Consider the following 21,515-nt stretch of genomic DNA (forward strand, 5'->3'; position numbering starts at 1 on the left):
AGGGCCTTTTTATTTATTATGATTATTTTTTAGTTACACGGATATCAATACGACGATTCTGTGCTCTGCCATCAGGCGTATCATTACTTGCAATAGGATGTTCTGCACCATAGCCCTCAGCTTCCAGACGTTTAGCATCAACACCAAGTTTTACTAATTCCTGCATAGCTACATTAGCACGCTCATTAGATATTTTCTTGTTGACTGCTGCATCTCCGGTATTATCTGTATAACCACCCATTTTCAGATTTACATCAGGATAAGCTTTTAAAATAGCGACCATATTTTTAAGTTGTTCCTGTGATTCCGGTTTTAAAGTGCTTTTTCCGGTTTCAAAGTATAGCCTGTCAAAAGTGAACCAGGTAGTTTTATCAACAGGTTTGCTTTTGTCTTCAATAAATGAAATCAATCTGCTTTCCACAGAATTTTCACCAATGCTGATTTCAGTGCCATCAGGTAGTTTTTTGCTGATTTTAGCACCAAGATCTCTTACGAAATCTCCTGCTTCATTTAATTTTCCGGCAACAGTACTGGTTACTGCAGCAGCACCTGCTTTCATTGCACTGCCAGCCGAATCTATTTTGGTACCCATAGAGTCTACTTTTGCAGATAATGAATCAGTCACATTGCCAACAGTTGATTTATTACATCCCGATCGGCCCATGATCCACCAGGCTCCAATGATAATGATCAGCAAGGGGATTAACCATTTTAAGAAGCCGCCACCAGATTTTGGTTCCTGAATAGCTCCATAGTTAACCGGCGGTACTTTAGGGATGTCTACTTTGGGTACCTCCACCTTAGGAATTTCCACTTTAGGTACTTCTACCTTAGGTAGTTTTAAATTGGCTAACCCTAAAGAATCGCTTAAGCCCTGAGGCAATGCAGCAGTAATCTCTGATTTGCTTTCAAAAATTTTGCCTAGTAAATCAGAGAAGTTCCAGCCCTTACTAGCCATTGTTTTGGTAATAAAACCCATTACCAAAGGAGCAATCATTGCCAGCAATCCGGATGATTTCTCAGCACTTAATCCACTGGAAGCAGAAAGTGCATCAGTTACAGAATTTGTGTCATTTCCAAACAAACCACCTAACAATGATTTTCCTTTCTCCAGTAAAGAATCGTCATTTCCGCTTAATAAGTCTTCAGTTTTACTTTCCGCACCGGCACCAGTGAGATTTGGTAGTATTTTTCCCAGAAAGCCAGAATCTGATCCGGCTCCGTTTTTCATGATACCGGCCAGAACGGCGGGGATACCGGCAGAGAAACCAGCTTTTGCCTCGTCCTCAGTTACGCCAGCTTTCTGGCTCAGAGATGAGATTACATTACCGCTTACCTCATTCTTTAATAGCTCAATTAAATTCATGTTTATAGTTTTTAGGTTAGAAATTGTAGTTCTATATCAATCTTTTATCAGATAAAAGATGCATTAACTCATAATATTCAAACGGTCACTATACACCCTCGCCTTTAATTTCAATTCAGCACATCAGATAAAATGTGCCTGCACATACATAAATATAAGGTTATGTGCTTATATCTGCAAATTAAGTAAATAAGTCTTCTTTGCTGTTCAGAAATCTCCGCAGTATTTTTTCTGTAAGTCACTGAATTGTTTGTGGGCCTTATAAATAAAATAACCTCTGGATATATATCCAGAGGTTATTTCGGAGTATGATCTTTTTATTATCCTTTCTTTATAATTTTCTGTATTATTTATAGTTCAAATTCGGTTTCAAACATTCCATTTGTCAAAGCATATGCAGCTCCAAATGAAATAGGCACGCCATATACTTCAGTAGTATAGATTCCACCATTCACGATAAAGTTTTGAAACTCATCAAATCCCTTAACCGTACGAACAGCTGCTTGTCCATCCCCTCCGATAATACATATAGAGATTTCAGCCTGTGATAAGATTTTTTTAGTATTTGCATCAACCGATATTTGTCCACCAACAATTCCGGCATTGAATGCGGCACGAACTGCTACAGACAATTCGCTGTAATTTTCACTTGACTCTACCAAAATAATTCCTTTACGACCATAGTTTACAGTGTTTACATAAACAGGATCTTTTGCAAGGAAACTTTGTCTTGTAGGCTCATCTTTAAAAATATTACCATCATCAGGAATATCCATAGAGACATTGAAATAGATCTGGCTAAAATCGGCAACAAGTGCTGAAGTTCTCTGGATTTTACCACTTGCTACCGAAGCACTGATTGAAAATACTGAAGCAATATTTACATTGGCCCCAAAAGCCAGTTTGGCCTCTTTATAAGCATTGATCTGTTTCATCTTATAGGTGAAAACCTGAGATTGTCTTCCGCTAAAGTTTTTATCTCCAATAGCGTCAAGAACTGCATTACCTAAACCAGATTTGGTTGGAGCGATATCTCTGGAGCGTACAGGTAATGAAAATGATGCAGTAACAGTACGCTTTAATGCATTTGAGAATGCTACTGGCTCATATAAACCAGTGTTTATTGATTTAGCAGTAAGCACAGAACCTAAATAGATGAAATTTGGAGCCAGTGTAGCAATCTCGTAAAATTTTTCAACGTTGTTCGTACGGACACCTGAGTTGTTTTGAGAAGGTGTAATGTCAATCTCTTTACCATCTTTAATGGTGTAAATTTTATCCCATTGACCTTTTCGTTGTTGAGTAGGGTTTTGCTGAGCGGTGCCATTTTCCAGTTTTGGGCTGTTCAGATTTTCTTTACTGCATGAATAAAAGAGAACAGGCACTGCGAAAAGTAGTTTAAAAAACTGTTTCATAAGATTTTGTTTATTAGTTTAATTAATTAGAATATAAAAAGGATTTGATCTCAGGTAGTAATTCATTCGATACTCGTAGGCACTCCACATTCGACGGGGTTCACGTGGATTAGAAGGTGCTGGTCCATCGCTTTCATAAGATGAATGCTCGCGTCCAATACTTATTCTATTGGTAAGATTTATATTTCTTAACTTAAGAGTCTCATTATTTGGTTTGCAATCCACCAGGATTTTAGGCCAGTTTTTTGCATCAGTTTTGTATGTGCAACTTTCTTCGCTCTTTTCAACTTCAAAAACAATATCGGTGTACGGTTGAGCGGCTCTTGTTTTTTCCCTGTCTTTGTAAAAATTCAAATAAAGGTCTGCATAGCTGATAAAGTTGTTGCTGGAAACATCGGGCTGGTAAACACTGTTTTCTTTACTCAATTGAACATATAAGGGTTCTATCTGGGTAATGTTTTCGAACTCTGTCTCCACCAGCTGATGGGTATTTGCATCTGCAAAAGAGCAGGCAATAGGAACACCATAGCTTGTCTCGGTAAATTTTGAATTATAAATCAGGTTCAGAAAATGTGAATAGCCTTTGAAAGTTTGTACGCTATAATCGCTATCTCCTCCAAGAATCAGCACTTTAAACTGTGTTTCTTCAAAGAATTTTTTCTCTTCTGTAGTCAGCACCTCTGTCTTGTTGTAGAAAATGCGATCGAACTCTTTTTTGATACAGGATTCGGCAAACTGATATTCCTTATCCGTCTCGATGACGATCATCCCCATACGTCCGTAAGTGACAGAATTTACGTAAACCGGAGGCATGCCTGGTGTACCCTGAATAGGCTTATCAGCGATCGGTGCGATGTCCATATTGACTGTAAAGCTGGCTTGAAAGAATTTTACATATAGTCCTGTGGATTGCAATATTTTATGTGACTCTGAAGTGCTGGTTTCACTTTTTGAGGAGAATAATTTCCGGGTATTGATGTCTGTTCCGAAGGCCTGTTTTATCTCGTCATAAAAGGTGAAACGCTTATACTGGAACATGAATTTATCAGTCTGCTGGAAACTGCCGCCTTTAGCCATCTCCTTCACATAGTCATCCAATTTGGAATAGGAAGGATTTTCGATGACACGGCTGGTAGGTTTTGGGGTACTATGCGTCAATGACATTGACACGGTGATTGGTTTTCTGGTTGGCAGAAAAATTGGAAGATAATTTTGTTTGGAAATACTGTTTCCATCCAGGACTGCACCCGGAAATATATAGTTTTTACCCTGATACAAAAGGGCTTCTGTACTTTTTACCAGATGTTTTTTTGAAAAAAAGGCCTCATCTTCCGGAGTCATGCCGTTCGTAATAGTTGTTTTGCCTGGTTTTGCCACCTGATTATTATGGCCTCCCGGACGGCTGAAATAGTCGAGAGCCATGGATTTGTACAAGGAATCTCCATAATAGGCGTATGATGAATCAATCTTGATTCGATACGGTGTACGTCCGGTTTTTAATAACGCTTCATTGCTGGCATTTGCTGGCGGGTTCTCTTTTCTGCAGGAATAAAGTAGAACAGGTACTATGAAGAGTAACTTAAAGAGCTGTTTCATAAGATCTTGTTTATTGATTTAATCAAGTAAAATATAGAATGGATTTGGTCTCAGGTAGTAGTTCAATCTATGCTCATAAGCATTCCACGCTCGTTCGAGTTCGAGTGGGTTAGAGGGTTCCGGTCCATCACTTTGATAAGATGAATACTCAGTTCCAATACTCAATCTGTTCGTAATATTGATATTCCTTAGTTTAAGAGTTTCGTTTTTTGTATCGCAGTCCACTAAAATCTCAGGCCAGTTTTGATAATTGGGCTTATACGTACAATTATCTTCATTCTTTTCAACTTCGAAAATAATATCAGTATAAGGCTGAGCAGCTCTGGTTCTCTCCCGGTCTTTGTAAAAATTCAAATAAAGGTTTGCAGAGCTTCTATAGTTATTGCTATTGTATTCGGGTTGATAAACACTGTTTTCCCTACTTAATCTGACGTATAAAGGTTCTATATAACTGATGTTTTCAAATTCTGTCTCTACAAGCTGATGGGTATTCGCATCTGCAAAAGAGCAGGCAATAGGAATACCGTAACTTGTCTCTGTAAATTTGGAATTGTAAATCAGGTTCAAAAAGTGTGAATAGCCTTTGAAGGTTTGTACGGTATAGTCACTGTCTCCTCCAAGAATCAGTACTTTAAACTGTGTTTCTTCAAAGAATTTTTTCTCTTCTGTAGTCAGCACCTCTGTCTTGTTGTAGAAAATGCGATCGAACTCTTTTTTGATACAGGATTCGGCAAACTGATATTCTTTATCCGTCTCGATGACGATCATCCCCATACGTCCGTAAGTGACAGAATTTACGTAAACCGGAGGCATGCCTGGTGTACCCTGAATAGGCTTATCAGCGATCGGTGCGATGTCCATATTGACTGTAAAGCTGGCTTGAAAGAATTTTACATATAGTCCTGTGGATTGCAGTATTTTATGTGACTCTGAAGTGCTGGTTTCACTTTTTGAGGAGAATAATTTCCGGGTATTGATGTCCGTTCCGAAGGCCTGTTTTATCTCATCATAAAAGGTGAAACGCTTATACTGGAACATGAATTTATCAGTCTGCTGGAAACTGCCGCCTTTAGCCATCTCCTTTACATAGTCATCCAATTTGGAATAGGAAGGATTTTCGATGACACGGCTGGTAGGTTTTGGGGTACTATGCGTCAATGACATTGACACGGTGATTGGTTTTCTGGTTGGCAGAAAAATTGGAAGATAATTTTGTTTGGAAATACTGTTTCCATCCAGGACTGCACCCGGAAATATATAGTTTTTACCCTGATACAAAAGGGCTTCTGTACTTTTTACCAGATGTTTTTTTGAAAAAAAGGCCTCATCTTCCGGAGTCATACCGTTCGTTATAGTTTTCTTGCCTGATTTTGCCGCCTGATTATTATGACTTGCGGAGCGACTAAAATAGTCGAAGGCCATAGATTTGTACAAGGAGTCTCCATAATAGGCGTATGATGAATCAATCTTGATTCGATACGGTGTACGTCCGGTTTTTAATAGCGCTTCATTGCTGGTATTTGATGGCAGGTTTTCTTTTCTGCAGGAAACCGTTATCAATAACAAAAGGAGGGCAAATGATTTAAATAAGTTTTTCATAGTTACAAAGGGAGACTTAATATTTATTGTTAAATATTTGATGGTTTTTTAGATAAGATGATCCAAAAGATATAGGCTGGCCGTAATTAGCTGTAGTGATTTCAGCTTCTACATATTCCATCGCTTGCTGAACAGGTTGTTTACTCTCTAAATCAATGGAGTTATTCCCTAATAGGAGAACCCTGTAAATACAATTGGCCAGAATACTTTTGTCACGATCTGAGAGACTTTCTCTCTTCAGAATCTTTGCTAAAGCAGATTTAACTTCTGATACGCCAATATTTGATTCTACAATAATAATAGCTCTTCTTCCAAATGAAAGTGTGCTGGTGTAAATGATGTCATCAGGATTGTATTTTGCGAGTAGGCCATCATTTGTCCTGAACGTCCCTGTTTCAGGTAGTTCCATGTCAACAGTGAATGCGACGCGTTCTAAATTGATGGCCAGTAGGGTCATTGGTTTTAAGGATGGGTCCGGAACAGAAAACCAGGTTTTAGGATCGATTGTCTGGCCAAAAAAAAGCTCCATATCTTTGTAAGAACCCAATTCTTTTACTGCAAATGAAAAGCTTTTGTTTTGCCATTTTGCCAGGTTTGTAGCACTTATGGCTGCATCTATAGCTTTATATAGCGGTTCTTTCTGTGCTTTTATAGTTTTGCTTTTTGCATTCAGAGAATTAAAGTTTATCACGATGTCGTCTTGAATAATATCCAGAACCTCATGTTGGTTGTTGTTTATGGTCCTTTGCTCCATTGCAGCGCCTAAATACAATATCTCCGGTGATTTCGCTGTAATAACAGAAGCCTGCTGCTGTTGTGCAGCTGCTTCGGAAAAAAACACGAACAGAGTTGCGCACAGAGATAATAAGATGATTTTTACTTTTTGGGATCTCATGGCCGGTATTTATTTATAAAATGATTCTACATTTAACCAGATCAGTGTTGATTTGCCCGCATCCTTATTCATGATCTTTTCATAAGATTTTAGGTTGTATTGCTGACCTAAAATCAGACTTCCGGAAGATACAGGGGTACTTTTCTTCTTATAAAAGCTACTGTTTATCAGAAAGCCTGCCGGACCGGATTTCTCTCCCAGTAACTCCCAGTTATCACTACTGCCAGCCTGGAAGTAGAGTTTTTGTTTATCCCATCTGGATTTGAACTTTTCCATTACCCCGTACAATTTGACCAGTGTAGTTGAATCATTTTTTACAATAATTTCCTGAGGAATAAAAAAAGAAACCCTATCGCCGAAATGTGTTTCTATTTCGGTTTCTTTCAGCATATCAGATATACCAGATGACAGCACCCTCTGGAATGTAATTATCTTTTTGGAGTTAAGCCTGACATGCAGGTTCGTTGTATTTTCAGGGACAACAGGTGGTTTGACTACCTCGTCATTCTTTTTGCAGGAAAATGTAAAAGCTACTGTAGAAATAATACAGATTCCAATGGTTTTTATATTCATCTCAGGGTGATTAATTTGCTCAGGTAATCAGGAAAAAAGGGGTTTTTGTGATAATTATTTTTTTTAGTTCTTATTAAGAATTATTTAATAGTAATCGTATTTGATGTTAATTGTGTAATTAATTGCGTTTTATATTCTTTTTTGTGTCGTTATAAATGTAATTAGTTTTTATTAAAGAATTGAAATTTTCTTTTTATAGTTATTTTGTTAATTATTTATGAGGAGTAAGCCAGGGTTGTGATTGCCTTTTTTAAAAGTGGAATACATGGCTATTGGCTGTGGAATTATTCAATATAGTTGAATAAAAGTTTGAATAGCTGTTGTTTGAGACATATGTTTATACAGTCCGCCAGCGGATAGATGTGGTATGAGTGAGCTGGAAATCAGAAGCAGCTATAAAAAGGGAAGGAACTGTTTATTGTCGCGATACGAAAGAAGTTTTTGTCGCATAACCGCTTTCTTTCAGGAATATTTCAGGAGCCTTCTCCATCTGAATGATATCTGCAATTGCCTTTTGTTTGTTTTTGGATTGCTGGTAGTAGGCTTCACAGATCTTATAGCCAATTATGTAACCAAGGTCGGGAAGACGATCTTCATATTGATCAGACATAAACCATTTATCCTGGTTATTAGTTTTTATATCTTCCAGAAACTCCCGCCACAAAGATGCTTCGTGCGCTGTAAGATAATCGTAAGTTGATTGTTTGATAGCAGTTCTGTTTAAAACAAGGCGGGTAATAAATTCTGCAGAACCTTCCAGTAAACTTCTTTTTAGCAGGGTGCTTTTACCATTGTCATTTAGCTGCATAGTATGCACGTTTTCATGTACAACAAGAGCTGGCAGTAAATCCGGAGAAGCAAACATATTTCTTTGTTTCGGGCTGAAGGCACTCAGATCAGCGTGTTTGTCGTTACTTAACATTTCCGTGCCTATAATGAATCCACCTTCTACAGGTGTTCCGCCATGCTTTAAAGGAGAGATTAAAAAGTAAATATCACTGAAAGTAGCGGTAGGATAAAGTCTTTTTAACTTTCTATAGGCATTACGAATTGTATGTTCATGTTTTCGGAATGATAGCGTAGTATTTCGGATCGAATTTAAATATTTTGGTAATAGTCTGATGCAGTCCACGTAATCTTCAGCATGCAAATCGTCTTTTGCATTCAATCCTTTTAGTCCAGTGGTAGCTTTATCTATATAATACTTTTGGATAAAGCTAATCTGACGTAATGAATCAGAAGTAGTCATACAGGAATCAAAGGCAGTCCAATAGTTGTGAAGATCTGTCTGACTAATGATGATACTATCAGGAGAAGAACGTTTCCAGTAGACTTTGCCGGATTGAGCATTTGCAGACAAGCATGCTGCCAGTAAGAGAAAAGAAATGAATTTCAATCGTAGCATAAAAAGAGGATGGTTTTGCTTATTGTTAATTCTTAAGTGCCAGTACTTCACAAATCTAAATATATTATCTTTGTATAAGATGCTGCACCAAGAATTTGAACCTCCAGAAGAGCTGCGTGATACCATAAAATGCTTTTGGTATAACAGAAGAGACTTTGGAAAGATCCAGTCTGATTTTGAGGTAATACCTGACGGTTACGCTGAAATTATATTTCATTTCGGAAGTGGTTGTAGTATTTCTTCCCCTGAAGGCTTGCAGCCATTGCCGTCACCATTTATAATGGGACTCCTGAATCAGCCTGTTATTATAAGCGCAAAAAACTGTTTGGAAATCATTAGTATCAGGTGTTTTCCATGGACTATATTTGATCTGCTCGGATTGCCGTCAGGCAAAGGTGGAGTACACATATTTGAACATCCTATTGCTCAGCTTCAGTCGACGCTGGATAAATTGGTTCATGCTGGCAGGATAGGTGAAGCACTGGATCAGGTAAAACAATATTTTCTGAATGCCAGGTCGCAGGTGGCGATGGACAGTATGCTATTTAAAGCGGGAGTTGCAATGACGAAGGCAAATGGCAATATGCCGGTAAGCCAGGTAGCTGAAGCGGCACATGCCACAATTCGTACGCTGGAAAGGAAGTTCAGACAGTCTTCTGGTTATACAGTCAAAGACGTGTCGGGTCTGATGCGTTTTGAACAGGTAAGAAACCAGTTATGGCTTAATCCGGACGTTAATATTGCCGGTCTGGCGCATGACTTTGGTTATACAGATCAATCACATCTGAGCAGAGAATTCAAGCGTTACAGCGGTACTACGCCGGCAGCATTTGCGAGAAAAGCTAAGAAAAGGAAACAGGTTGTAATCAACGATTTTGTCGTGTTTATACAATCCTGAGACAGGAGCATTGCTGAATTTTGTGTTTCAATTATATTCAATATGAAAACAATGTCTGAAAGCAATATATCTGCACAAAATCAATCTACTTACGATGTAATCATTTCTGGGGCAGGACCGGTAGGTCTGTTTCTCGCCTGTGAACTGGCACTGGCCAGATGTTCAGTCCTGATACTGGAAAAGGCAGAAAATCCACATTCGCCATTAAAACAGATTCCTTTTGGAATCCGGGGGCTCTCAACACCCAGTATCGAAGCACTTTACCGCCGTGACCTGTTGCAAAAACTGCAATTACATAAACACTTTAATAACCCGCATCATAATACTAAGAAAGGGGCCCAGCGTCAGGGAGGACATTTTGCTGGTATTCAATTTCAATATGACGATGTCGACATGACGACATGGAAGTATCGCTTGTCAAACTCAACAGATACCAGCTTGATTTCTGAAATGCAGGAGCTTGAAACAGTGTTGACTCACCGTGCAGAAGCATTAGGGGTGAAAATCATACGTGGGCTAGCGCTCAGCGGATTTCATCAGACTGCAGATGAGGTTGCAGTACAGGCAGGTGATCAAACTTTTACAGGTCAATGGCTTGTAGGTTGCGATGGAAGCCGTAGTATTGTCCGTAAGGCTGGTGGTTTTGAATTCGCAGGTACTGAACCCGAATTTACCGGATACTCTACTCAGGTTGAGATTGCTGACCCGGAGAAGCTGAAGCCTGGGCGAAACGTGACACCAACAGGTATGTATCTGCAGTCGCAGCCAGGTTATGTCGTTATTCAGGATTTTGATGGCGGAGCATTTCATAATTCAAATCAGCCAGTTACACTCCAGCATGTGCAGGAAGTATTGCGACGTGTTTCAAATACTGATGTTACGCTAACTGCTTTACATATCGCAACAACCTGGACTGACCGTGCAAGGCAGGCCACCACCTACCGTAACGGAAGAGTATTTTTAGCTGGCGATGCCGCGCATATTCATGCACCGCTGGGAGGTCAGGGGCTCAATCTTGGTCTGGGCGATGCGATGAACCTTGGCTGGAAGCTTGCTGCAACAATTCAAAATAAAGCACCGGAAGGTTTACTGGATAGTTATTATGCAGAAAGGTACCCGATTGGTGTGCAGGTTCTGGATTGGTCACGTGCTCAGGTAGCCATCATGAAACCCGAGCCCGGAGCTCTTGCAGTATATGCAATTATACGTGACCTCATAAATACTAGTGATGGTGCTACTTATATGGCAGGCAGGATCTGGGGTGTATTTATGCATTACGATCTTGGTAGCAATCATCCTTTAGCAGGTTACAGCGTTCCTAATTTTGAGTTTGAAGACGGTACAACTATTGGTGAATTCATGCGCGATGGACGCGGTGTATTACTTGATTTTAATGGAGACCCATCACTTAAAACTTTAGCAGCTCAATATGGAGAACAGATCAGTTATGTTTCCGGCAGAGCAAAAGAACAATTAGGTTTGAGTGCTGTACTGATACGTCCTGATGGTTTTGTTGCCTGGGCGTCCGACAAATCTCCTGATCACAACGGACTTCAGGAAGCTGTGTCCCGCTGGTTTGTTTGTGATTAATAGATCAGTTACATTTTAGGCTTGCAGAGTTAATGAAACTGGTACAATTATTCGGTTTTGTTAACTCTGCAAGCTTTTTTGTGTAAAATCTACAAAAATGTTATCTATTGAAAATGAATTTACCATTAAATCATACCGGTAGATTTTCTGTTCCTCTTTACCTTAGTTAAAAGAACGTCTGAATTCCAGGGGAGAAAAATTAGTTTTTGTTTTGAATAACTTACTAAACGATTGTGGGTGTTCAAAACCGAGTTCATAGGCAACCTCACTCACTGATAAGCTGGTCGCAGATAATTTTTCTTTCGCTTTTTCAATCAGTTTATGATGTATAAGCTGCTGCGCATTTTGTCCGGTCAGTGAACGCAGCATATCACTTAAATAGCTAGGTGTGATATTCAGTTTTTCAGAAAGAAACTGAACTGTCGGAGTTCCCTGGCTTAATGATTTTGCACTGTTGAAATATTCCTCTAAAATTTCTTCCAGCTGTTGTAACAAACTACTGCTTGAGGCTTTTCGGGTGATAAACTGACGCTTGTAAAAACGATTGGCGTAATTCAATAATAACTCGATTTGCGAGATCATGACATCCTGGCTAAAATCATCTATCCTGCTGGTTAACTCTTCTTCAATGATCTTGAAAATAGAAATGACTGTTGTTTTTTCATTTTCTGAAAGATGCAGGGCTTCGTTGGCTGAATAAGAAAAAAAACCATAAGTTTTGATCTTTTTTGCCAAAGAATAGTTCCACAAAAAGTCAGGGTGGATCAGCAGCGTATATTGGGAACATTCCCTGATTTCATCCTCCTCATTATTCTTGCTGCCAATTATCTGATTTGGAGCAGCAAAGAGTAATCCACCTTCATCGAAATCATAATAATCCTGACCATATTTCAATTTCCTGCCGAGTTTGGGCCGGTATGATATTTTATAAAAGTTCAGCACATGAGAACCGGATGGCGGTGTTACTTCATTCTGCTCCATATTGGTGCTATTGATCAGGCTTATCAGCGGATGCAGAGGCCTGGGTAACCCAAAGGCCCGGTGTGCGTCTGATAAAGAATCAAATTTAAGCGGGGTGTTTTCTTCCTTTTTCATCTTATAAAATTAATACAAATAATAACCGGTAATGTTTATTAATCGCCAGTTATCAGTGAGTCTTTATTTGGGGTCGCCCTGAGCGGAGTTGGATACCGATTCCCATGCTTCCCAGGTTGCCAGCCGATCTGCATAAGCAGCCCGTACCCAAGGCAGATTTTGACTGCCTAGATTGAATCTTAAGGGCGGGTGCTCTGTATCTACGATTTGGAAGAGTGCTTGTGGTGTGGCTTCAGGATCGCCTCTTTCACCTTTTTTCAGCTTTTCAAAAAATTGCGTTTTAAAATCCGTGTAAATATCAAGGCCTGCTGCAAATTTCAAAGATTCCTGGCTCCCGAACTCAGTTGCATATGGGCCAGGTTCTATAATGGTTACTTTAATTCCGAAAGGTTGAACTTCTGAAGCCAGACTTTCGTGGATTGCCTCAAATGCCCATTTTGACGAGCAGTAATAGCCGATCACTGGCAAAGTTACATGACCAACGCCACTTGAAGTACCAAGGATGTGCCCACTACCTTGTTTTCGTAGTAAGGGTAAGGCAGCCTGGATGACTGCCAGTGTACCGAAGATATTTGTTTCAAAGAGTGCACGGACATCATCAGCTTCGGCTTCTTCAATTGTGCCGATAAGCGAATAACCGGCATTATTAAGTACAATATCGAGTCTTCCAAAGTGCTGATGCGCTTGCGTCACTGCTTTTTTTACCTGATCAGGTTTAGTCACGTCAAGCTCCAGCGTGAGCACGTTTTCGCCGTACTTTTCCCGGAGATCAGCAATACTTGTTAAAGTACGCGCAGTAGCAGCAACTTTATCTCCACGTTTAAGAGCGGCATCTGCCCAAATGCGTCCAAAGCCGCGGGAAGCACCGGTAATAAACCAAACCTTATTTACACTTGAATTATCATTTTGCGATGTCATAATTTTATGTTTTAAATAAATAACACAACAAATGTCTGTAGATATCAACTGTCGGTTGTAGCCTGATTGAGGATCTTTGTAGGCAAAATGAGAAAATCGATAGTGAAATTACATCCCTTTCTCTATCAGCAGCACATTGAATCTATGACCATCAGGATCAGCGAAGGCAAAACCATAATAATTGGTTTCATCTCTGCCCATCTCGTTAAAAATAGTACCTCCGGCTTCTTTAACTTTATCTCTCCATTCTTTCACTTCTACCGCTGTTTCAGCAGAAAGTGTGAATATAATTTCACTGGTTTTTGACCCCGGAGGCAAATATTCATCTATTTGTGAACCCTGTTCAAAAAAATGAATTACAAAATCATGATCACCAAAAAGAAAACTAACCAGCTTAGGATCGTTGCTTGGTTTATTGGGCTTAAAACCCAATTGTGTGTAAAATTGATTGGTGCGCTTTGCATCTTTTACACTAAAATTTGCCCATATTTTTTTCGCTTTCATATAGTTGAATTTTGAAACAATATAGGAAAAAATAAATATTTATGTGATAGACAGTGGTTTGTCTTGTCCTGTGGAATTTAGTTTACTTCTGTGAGGTAGTCTCAGTCCTGTTTTTTTTGATTAAGCTGATTCTGTATGCTGGTAATTTGCATTTGTAATTTCTGGTTTATCTCAGTTTGAGCGTGTTGCTTTTTATCGAGTTCATTGATTTGCTGCTCTTTCTCAATCAGATATAAAGTTAATTCCTCTATTTTTTTTGTCAGCAGCTTGTTTATCTCTCCCAGATTTAATCCATCTCTCATCAATGCTTTTTCTGAAGGGATATCAGGTAAATGCTGGTTCTGTTCGATAAAAGCTTTGACTGAACTTAACGTTGGAAGTTGATAATCTGGTTTCAAAACATAATCGGACCATCCATCTATATCTACTCTTACTTCTTTGGAATGAATAGTTCCATTTACCTCCAGTCTCTCTTTTGGACTGGTAATTCCTATTCCTACATTTCCACCATAAGGATTTACAATTATATTTCTCCATCCCAGCCCATGTCTTGCTGCGGAGATAATTGCTGCATCAACTTTATTATCGTATCCCATCATAATGTGGTTTGCTATATCTGTGCTATTACTAATCACAAGCTGGGCCGGTACGTTGGGCGCCTCAAGAATCTGACTACCATTTATATGTAGGGTACCTATAGGAGAGATTGTTCCCAGGCCTGCATTGCCTGTATGCTGAATCATAAATAACGGATTACCATTGTTGTTAGCAATATAAACTCCTGAAGTTCCTGATGCTAAATATGCCGGATAAGAATCACCAAATCTGATGTTGTTTGTTAATGTAGAAGAGCTAAGACTTACATCAAGCTTTGCTAAAGGGTTCGCAGTACCAATTCCTACATCTCCATCCGGAAGAATTCTATTGGGTTGAGCATAGGAAAAACGTCCCAGTATAACCAGAACCAAAATCAGAAGTTTTTTTTCATAACGTTAGTTTATATTTGTTTTTTAGGAAAGAGAAGTTATTTGCTTTTTTGTTTATCCTCCCTGTAAAATTTTTGAACTTATTTCTATCAGATTTACGGCGTTTAGCGGCTATAGTTGTTTGATGTTCAAGCTAAAATCGGTATTTTGACATTCTCTGGCAACGAATAAATTTTAATTAACCAGGATATTTCGACCATGGCTTATAAACTGACCGATCCTCCAAATGAAGCAAGCAAAAGAGATTTATGGCTCCAGCATGCATTGGGATTAATACAGACAGCAATACCAAAGAACTGGTTGTAAAAGGAATTGACGATGCCGCATATGGGCTGATTATGATCATGGACGGGGTCACCGGGTGTTTGCAAAATGACCAATATTCTGTTTTCATTGAGAGTATAATTAAACATTTTAAACTTCAAACCTAACTATGATCGATGAATCAAATGGTTACGAAAGCATTGCAGAAATATATATTAAGGGGAGAGGTCGGGCGATTAACGGAATAGGTTCGTCAACTGCTCGCGCCTGGGCTCAAACTTTAAAGCCAGGTTCCGTAGTTCTGGATCTTGGATGCGGAACCGGCATTCCGGTTACTAAGATCCTGCTTGAGGCAGGATTGAATGCCTATGCAGTGGATGCATCCCCAAAAATGGTTGAAGACTTCCGGCAGAATTTTCCCGATGTGCCTGTTGTTTGTGAATCAGTTGAGTGGTCTCCTTTTTTTAATCGCACCTTCGATGGCATTATTTCTGTTGGATTGATGTTTCTGTTTTCTGAAGAAACTCAGCGAGCCTTAATCCACAAAATGGCTGCGGCTTTGAGTCCCGGCGGAAAACTATTGTTCACCGCTCCTCTTGACAAAGTTGAGTGGAAAGATACAATGACGGAACAAGCCTCTAGATCTTTAGGAGCTGAACAATATAGAATGCTAATTTCAACTTCGGGATTATCCATCGGTGAAGAGTTCCATGATGAAGGCGGGAATCATTATTTCAGTGGTATTCGGTCAAGTTAAGCAACTTTATTGAACGACAATAGCGAGATTCTTCTAAAAGCTCCCCCTGCTGAATTTCGCGAACATCGCCTGCAAGGTCCGCCAAACTTAAACAGGATTCGGATTCATATTTTCCTGTATGCTAATGATTTGAAATTTACGAAAATTCAGGGAAAAAGAAAACCCGCGCTGGGCGCGGGTTCAAAAAAGTGTCGGGGTGGCAGGATTCGAACCTACGACCTCCTGCTCCCAAAGCAGGCGCGATACCGGGCTACGCTACACCCCGAAAATTGGTATCACCTTTTTCCCTTTTTCAAAGGGTCTGCAAGCTAACTAATTATTTGCAGAGACCAAACTTTAATAAATCAAAAATGTAAATGATTTTTCTGATTTGGTGTGCAACAAAGGTAAGTAAAGAATTGACATTTTTATCGCTCACATATATTTAAACCGTATAAAAATCTTAATGTGTTGCTTTTCAAGGAGAAAAAATTTCAACTCAGATGCGGGTACAGCATAAACAGGGGGCTTTTAGTCAAAAAAAACTGTTTAACTGGCTGTTCATGCAATTGAAATAAGCATAAACAACCAATTAAAATGATAAAATTAAATTAAGCCAGTGATTTTTTCCTGCGATAGTATCTGAAAACAAAATAACCCGCCACAGCTACCAGAATTAAGGCCCATAAATTTGCCAGAATCAGGATGAACTCTTTAAATACACTCCAGCCGTTTTCAAAACTCAGCCAGAAACGTTTAAAAAAGTCAGGGCGGTAGTCAGATAACTCATCATTGACTACGATCATCTTTTTGATTGAATTATCCTGGTAGAAATTTAAGGTAATGGTGCTGTATCTGACATTGCGGTCAGTTAACAGGTTACTGATCTTATGATCTACATACTCATCTTTAATGGCTAATGATTTTTCTGCAGCACTAATTTTTTTGCCGGGGGCTGCGTTATTCAATTGCGCTACTGCTTCCTGTTTGTTCTTGTTTTTCAGTTGGTTGCTCAGGTAAGTAATACTCTGATCATCCTGTTTTAAGGACTGATCATCAATAAACAAAGCCATCGCTGCCACCTGGTTAGTAAAATCATCCAGTTTTTCTGAGGGGATTTTAGCCACAATCAGGCCTTCTACCCGGTAAGAAGTCAGTTCGAGTAAAGAATCAGTTGAGTATTTCACCTTTTCACTTTGTCTGATCTGGCTATGCGTATTAAATTCGGCAATCGTACCACCTTCGGCCCGCAGAATGCTCCCTAATTTTTCTTTAGCAGACTGTACATCTTTTACCCTGAATTTCATGTCCGCAGTCTTGACAATTTTTTCAGCGACTGCAGTATCGGAAGTCATCACACCCTGTTGCTGATCAGCAGTATTATAAGCATGTGATTTTTTATCACTGCTGCAACCCAGCGCAGTTAAACTTAGTATTCCATAAATCAAATATTTCTTCATCATGTTAAGTATTAAAGGTTTCCCTTAATACTCAGATATACGATTAAGTAACCCGCTGTCACAAACATAATAGGAGAACCCGCTCCAGTTAATTTAAACGCTGTTTACCTGCGGATAACCTTCCATATCGGTAATCAACCCTTCCAAAATGGAAGGGTTTTCTTCTCCGGATTTCTGCCTGAAATTTGTTTTTCTGCTTAAAACGTTGAAAAGTAGTTGTTTGTGCGCCCTGGCTTTTCTTTGGTATATCAATTGGATAAGGCCATAAAAAATAAACACAATGATGACTGTATTACTATTAATCGCTCTGCTGGTCCTGACGTGGATCTGTTACAAATCAATCGACTGGTTCGAAAAAATCTAAAATTATGATCGCACTATTTATTATCGCAATCGCAGTATTTATCTATATGATTTACGTGCTGATTAAACCCGAAAAATTTTAATTGAACGCTATGAACACTGAATTATTTGGAATCTTCGCTACCTACCTGCTCACACTGGTTATAGCTATTCCTTTAGGTAAATATCTTGCAAAGATGTTTGCCGGCGAAAAAGTCTGGACAGACTTTTTAAAACCTATTGAATCTGGTATCTACAAACTTTCCGGAATTAACCCGAATGAACAAATGAATTGGAAACAGCATATGAAAGCGCTGATGACCATCAATCTTGTCTGGTTAGTTTACGGGTTTTTCGTTTTAATGTATCAGGATAAGCTGCCACTTAATCCTGACGGCAACCCGGGAATGACTCCTGATCTTGCCTTTAACTCTATCATCAGTTTTGTTGTTAACTGTAACCTGCAGCATTATTCAGGAGAAAGTGGTGTGACCTATCTGACACAGCACTTTGTTATGATGTTTCTTCAGTTTGTGAGTGCTGCAACAGGTATTGCAGCAGCTGTGGTTTTCTTTAAAGCATTCAGAGACAAGACTTCAACTAATCTGGGTAACTTCTGGGAGTTTTTTGTGAAATCGATCACCAGGTTATTATTACCACTATCATTAGTTATGGCAATTATCCTGGCATTTTCAGGTACGCCAACAAGTTATGAAGGAAAAGATAAATTTATATCTGTTCAGGGCGATACTGTAAACGTATCAAGAGGTCCTGCAGCTGCATTTATTGCGATTAAACACTTAGGTACAAACGGTGGGGGCTGGTTTGGTACAAACTCTGCACACCCACTGGAAAACCCATCATATCTGACGAATTCAGTAGAACTGATTGCACAGGTAATTATTCCTATTGCAATGGTTATTGCTTTCGGGATTTTTATCAGACGCAGAAAATTATCATGGATGATCTTCGGCGTAATGACTATAGGTATGCTGCTCTTGCTGATCCCGACAGTCAGCAGTGAATTAGGAGGTAATCCTGCGATCGCAAAAATGGGCGTTTCACAGTTATCCGGTGCAATGGAGGGTAAAGAAGTACGATTCGGACCTGCCATTTCAGGTTATTGGAGTACAGTGACCACGATTATTTCTACAGGATCTGTAAACAGTATGCATGACAGTACTATGCCATTAACAGGTTTCTGGCAATTACTGGGTATGATGATCAACTCATTTTACGGAGGCTGCGGAGTAGGAGTGCTTAATTATTTCATCTATCTGATTATTGCCGTGTTTATATCCGGCTTAATGGTAGGCCGGACACCAGAATTCCTGGGACATAAGGTCGAAGCAAGAGAAATCAAAATTGCAGCGTTAATTACCCTGTTAAGTCCGTTTCTGATTCTGGCCGGTACAGCTTTATCCAGCTATGTTTTTGTTAATCATGGCGATGCAGCATGGGCAGTACAACCCAAAGCATGGTTGAATAACCCTGGCTTCCATGGTTTTTCAGAGATGTTATATGAAATGACTTCTTCTAACGCAAACAACGGTTCTGGTTTTGAAGGACTGGGGGATAACAATGTGTTCTGGAATGTGGCTACAGGATTTGTATTGTTCCTGGGCAGGTTCCTGCCAATTATCGGTCCTATAGCTATCGCCGGATTACTGGGCTCTAAAAAATATATCCCGGAATCGGCTGGTACTTTAAAAGCAGATACACTGACTTTCAGTCTGATGACCTTTGCAGTAATTATTGTGTTAAATGCCCTTTCTTATTTCCCTGCCCTGACTTTAGGCCCGCTGGCAGAATATTTTACCCTGATTAAATAGATTATCATGAAGTCTTCTAATAAATTATTTGAACCTGCATTGGTTCAAAGCGCACTAAAACAATCCTTTATAAAACTTGATCCAAGGGTAATGGTGCGTAATCCGGTGATGTTTACTGTTGAAGTAGGCACTGTTGTGATGGCATATGTTACAGTTTATTCCTTCAGCCATGCCGGGCAAGGATCACCATTATATAATTTCTCTATTTTCTTAATCCTGTTCTTAACAGTCCTGTTTGCCAATTTCGCAGAAGCCATTGCAGAAGCCAGAGGTAAAGCTCAGGCAGACAGTTTGAGAAAAACAAGAGAAGAAACACCAGCTAAAGTAGTTCTGGCAAATGGGAAAATTGAAATGCGTTCTTCCAGCCAGCTGAGAAAAGGCGATATTTTCTTTTGTGAAACCGGTGATACTATCCCAACTGACGGAGAAATCATTGAAGGTATAGCTACCATTGATGAATCGGCCATTACAGGAGAATCTGCTCCGGTAATCAGAGAGTCTGGTGGTGATAAATCTTCAGTAACCGGTGGTACCAAAGTACTTTCGGACGAAATCAAAGTCGTTGTAAGTACTGAACCGGGAGAAAGTTTCCTGGATAAAATGATTGCCCTGGTAGAAGGAGCGTCACGCCAGAAAACACCAAATGAGATTGCTTTAACAATCCTGCTGGCAAGTTTTACCCTGGTATTCGTTATTGTTTGTGTAACGCTGAAACCTTTTGCAGATTATGCCAATACACCCATTACAATTGCAGCCTTAATCTCTCTGTTTGTTTGTCTGATCCCTACCACAATCGGTGGTTTATTATCAGCCATCGGGATTGCCGGGATGGATCGTGCATTACGCGCAAACGTGATTACCAAATCTGGTAAAGCAGTAGAAACAGCAGGTGATATTGACGTACTGTTATTAGATAAAACGGGTACCATCACTATCGGTAACCGTAAGGCTACTAATTTTTATCCTACAGCCGGAGTTGATGCCGGAATATTTACCAATGCTTGTGTACTTAGTTCATTAGCTGATGAAACTCCGGAAGGTAAATCAATTATTGAACTGGCAGCTGCGCAGCACAAGTTCAATTTACCTGTAAAACCAGAAGGAGCTGTATTTATCAAATTCACAGCCGAAACCAGGTCGAGTGGTATAGATACACCAGATGGAAAACGCATCCGTAAAGGAGCATTTGATTCTATCCGGAATATCGTGCAGAAAGCAGGTAATGAATTCCCTCAGGATATCGAAGCAGAAGTTAAAAAGATCGCTTCCAACGGAGGAACACCACTTGTGGTTTCAGAAAACGAAAAAGCACTGGGTGTAATTGAGCTGCAGGATATTATCAAACCAGGTATCAGTGAACGTTTTGACCGTCTGCGTAAGATGGGTGTGAAGACTGTGATGGTCACAGGAGATAACCCGTTGACAGCTAAGTTTATCGCTGAAAAGGCAGGTGTGGATGATTTTATCGCTGAGGCAAAACCTGAAGATAAAATGAACTATATCAAAGACGAACAGGCTCTTGGTAAGCTGGTTGCGATGATGGGCGACGGTACAAATGATGCTCCGGCTTTAGCTCAGGCAGATGTGGGCGTAGCGATGAACAGCGGAACACAAGCTGCAAAAGAAGCAGGAAACATGGTCGATCTGGATAATGATCCGACTAAACTGATTGAGATTGTAGAGATCGGTAAACAATTGCTGATTACCCGTGGTACACTGACAACCTTCTCCATTGCTAATGACGTAGCTAAGTATTTCGCTATAGTTCCAGCCTTGTTTATTGGTTCGATACCAGCTTTACAAGCCTTGAATATCATGGGTTTACATTCCCCTGAAAGTGCAATTATGTCGGCTGTTATTTTCAATGCGATTATTATCCCGATCCTGATTCCCCTGGCTTTAAGAGGTGTGGCTTATAAACCAATCGGAGCGAGTGCATTATTACGCAGAAACCTGCTGATTTATGGTCTGGGAGGTGTAATAGCACCATTTATAGGGATCAAACTGATTGATATACTCGTTGGGTTATTCGTTTAATATT

At 39.6% G+C, this 21,515-nt stretch carries 19 protein-coding genes and 1 tRNA gene; 7 read left to right on the top strand and 13 right to left on the bottom strand.

The features are described 5' to 3' along the window. Positions 1-22: 22 nt before the first annotated feature. The 7 genes from PL_RS22735 to PL_RS22765 all read right to left on the bottom strand — a co-directional run bounded on the left by PL_RS22735 (position 23) and on the right by PL_RS22765 (position 8,849). Complete coding sequence (locus PL_RS22735; RefSeq protein WP_041882283.1) at positions 23-1,366, bottom strand: OmpA family protein; 1,344 nt, start codon at positions 1,364-1,366, stop codon at positions 23-25. Positions 1,367-1,716: 350 nt separating this feature from the next. Further along, positions 1,717-2,781, bottom strand: a complete 1,065-nt coding sequence (locus tag PL_RS22740; protein ID WP_348620425.1) for a thiol-activated cytolysin family protein — start codon at positions 2,779-2,781, stop codon at positions 1,717-1,719. Between the two features lie 18 nt (positions 2,782-2,799). After that, positions 2,800-4,377, bottom strand: coding sequence for a thiol-activated cytolysin family protein (locus tag PL_RS22745; protein WP_348620426.1), 1,578 nt, complete (start codon positions 4,375-4,377; stop codon positions 2,800-2,802). A gap of 18 nt (positions 4,378-4,395) precedes the next feature. Continuing rightward, a complete protein-coding gene (locus tag PL_RS22750) occupies positions 4,396-5,976 on the bottom strand; it encodes a thiol-activated cytolysin family protein (RefSeq protein ID WP_348620428.1) in 1,581 nt (526 codons plus the stop codon). Between the two features lie 16 nt (positions 5,977-5,992). Then, complete coding sequence (locus PL_RS22755) at positions 5,993-6,871, bottom strand: hypothetical protein (protein WP_041883304.1); 879 nt, start codon at positions 6,869-6,871, stop codon at positions 5,993-5,995. 9 nt (positions 6,872-6,880) lie between these two features. Beyond that, the gene (locus PL_RS22760) at positions 6,881-7,444 is read right to left on the bottom strand and encodes a hypothetical protein (RefSeq protein ID WP_041883303.1); all 564 of its coding nucleotides are present in this window, start codon (positions 7,442-7,444) and stop codon (positions 6,881-6,883) included. A 415-nt stretch (positions 7,445-7,859) separates the two neighbouring features. Next, positions 7,860-8,849, bottom strand: coding sequence for a DUF2268 domain-containing putative Zn-dependent protease (locus PL_RS22765; protein ID WP_160292125.1), 990 nt, complete (start codon positions 8,847-8,849; stop codon positions 7,860-7,862). A gap of 79 nt (positions 8,850-8,928) precedes the next feature. Between PL_RS22765 and PL_RS22770 the strand changes: the two genes are divergently transcribed. Continuing rightward, positions 8,929-9,747 carry a helix-turn-helix domain-containing protein gene (locus PL_RS22770; protein WP_041883301.1) on the top strand — a complete coding sequence of 273 codons (819 nt, stop codon included), beginning with the start codon at positions 8,929-8,931 and terminating at the stop codon, positions 9,745-9,747. 42 nt (positions 9,748-9,789) lie between these two features. Next, positions 9,790-11,337, top strand: a complete 1,548-nt coding sequence (locus PL_RS22775) for an FAD-dependent monooxygenase (RefSeq protein ID WP_052496397.1) — start codon at positions 9,790-9,792, stop codon at positions 11,335-11,337. A gap of 162 nt (positions 11,338-11,499) precedes the next feature. Here the strand turns inward: PL_RS22775 and PL_RS22780 are convergent, their stop codons facing one another. The 4 genes from PL_RS22780 to PL_RS22795 form a co-directional block, all read right to left on the bottom strand. After that, the gene (locus PL_RS22780; protein WP_041883300.1) at positions 11,500-12,432 is read right to left on the bottom strand and encodes a helix-turn-helix domain-containing protein; all 933 of its coding nucleotides are present in this window, start codon (positions 12,430-12,432) and stop codon (positions 11,500-11,502) included. A 63-nt stretch (positions 12,433-12,495) separates the two neighbouring features. After that, complete coding sequence (locus tag PL_RS22785; RefSeq protein ID WP_041883298.1) at positions 12,496-13,350, bottom strand: SDR family NAD(P)-dependent oxidoreductase; 855 nt, start codon at positions 13,348-13,350, stop codon at positions 12,496-12,498. A 108-nt stretch (positions 13,351-13,458) separates the two neighbouring features. Then, positions 13,459-13,854 (bottom strand): VOC family protein, encoded by a 396-nt coding sequence (locus tag PL_RS22790; protein ID WP_348620432.1) that lies wholly within the window; start codon positions 13,852-13,854, stop codon positions 13,459-13,461. Between the two features lie 101 nt (positions 13,855-13,955). Continuing rightward, positions 13,956-14,822, bottom strand: coding sequence for a hypothetical protein (locus PL_RS22795; RefSeq protein WP_348620433.1), 867 nt, complete (start codon positions 14,820-14,822; stop codon positions 13,956-13,958). Positions 14,823-15,088: 266 nt separating this feature from the next. On the opposite strand from PL_RS22795, the gene PL_RS22800 reads away from it, so the two are divergent. Both PL_RS22800 and PL_RS22805 read left to right on the top strand, forming a co-directional pair. Beyond that, on the top strand, positions 15,089-15,271 hold the full coding sequence (locus tag PL_RS22800) for a hypothetical protein (protein ID WP_041883296.1): 183 nt from the start codon (positions 15,089-15,091) through the stop codon (positions 15,269-15,271). A gap of 2 nt (positions 15,272-15,273) precedes the next feature. Then, a complete protein-coding gene (locus PL_RS22805; RefSeq protein WP_041883295.1) occupies positions 15,274-15,861 on the top strand; it encodes a class I SAM-dependent methyltransferase in 588 nt (195 codons plus the stop codon). 191 nt (positions 15,862-16,052) lie between these two features. On the opposite strand, the gene PL_RS22810 is transcribed toward PL_RS22805, so the two are convergent. Both PL_RS22810 and PL_RS22815 read right to left on the bottom strand, forming a co-directional pair. Next, a tRNA-Pro gene (locus tag PL_RS22810) sits at positions 16,053-16,126 on the bottom strand. A gap of 325 nt (positions 16,127-16,451) precedes the next feature. Continuing rightward, positions 16,452-17,303 carry a DUF4349 domain-containing protein gene (locus PL_RS22815; RefSeq protein ID WP_235324567.1) on the bottom strand — a complete coding sequence of 284 codons (852 nt, stop codon included), beginning with the start codon at positions 17,301-17,303 and terminating at the stop codon, positions 16,452-16,454. A gap of 365 nt (positions 17,304-17,668) precedes the next feature. Here PL_RS22815 and PL_RS22820 point away from each other — a divergent pair, with 365 nt between their 5' ends. Genes PL_RS22820 through kdpB form a run of 3 tightly spaced genes read left to right on the top strand, consistent with a single transcriptional unit; the run spans position 17,669 to position 21,511 of the window. Next, on the top strand, positions 17,669-17,746 hold the full coding sequence (locus PL_RS22820) for a potassium-transporting ATPase subunit F (RefSeq protein ID WP_082035969.1): 78 nt from the start codon (positions 17,669-17,671) through the stop codon (positions 17,744-17,746). A 9-nt stretch (positions 17,747-17,755) separates the two neighbouring features. Next, complete coding sequence (kdpA, locus tag PL_RS22825; RefSeq protein WP_041883293.1) at positions 17,756-19,474, top strand: potassium-transporting ATPase subunit KdpA; 1,719 nt, start codon at positions 17,756-17,758, stop codon at positions 19,472-19,474. 6 nt (positions 19,475-19,480) lie between these two features. Then, positions 19,481-21,511 carry a potassium-transporting ATPase subunit KdpB gene (gene kdpB / locus PL_RS22830; RefSeq protein ID WP_041883292.1) on the top strand — a complete coding sequence of 677 codons (2,031 nt, stop codon included), beginning with the start codon at positions 19,481-19,483 and terminating at the stop codon, positions 21,509-21,511. The last annotated feature ends 4 nt before the right edge of the window (positions 21,512-21,515 follow it).

The organism is Pedobacter lusitanus, assembly GCF_040026395.1.
GTDB lineage: Bacteria > Bacteroidota > Bacteroidia > Sphingobacteriales > Sphingobacteriaceae > Pedobacter > Pedobacter lusitanus.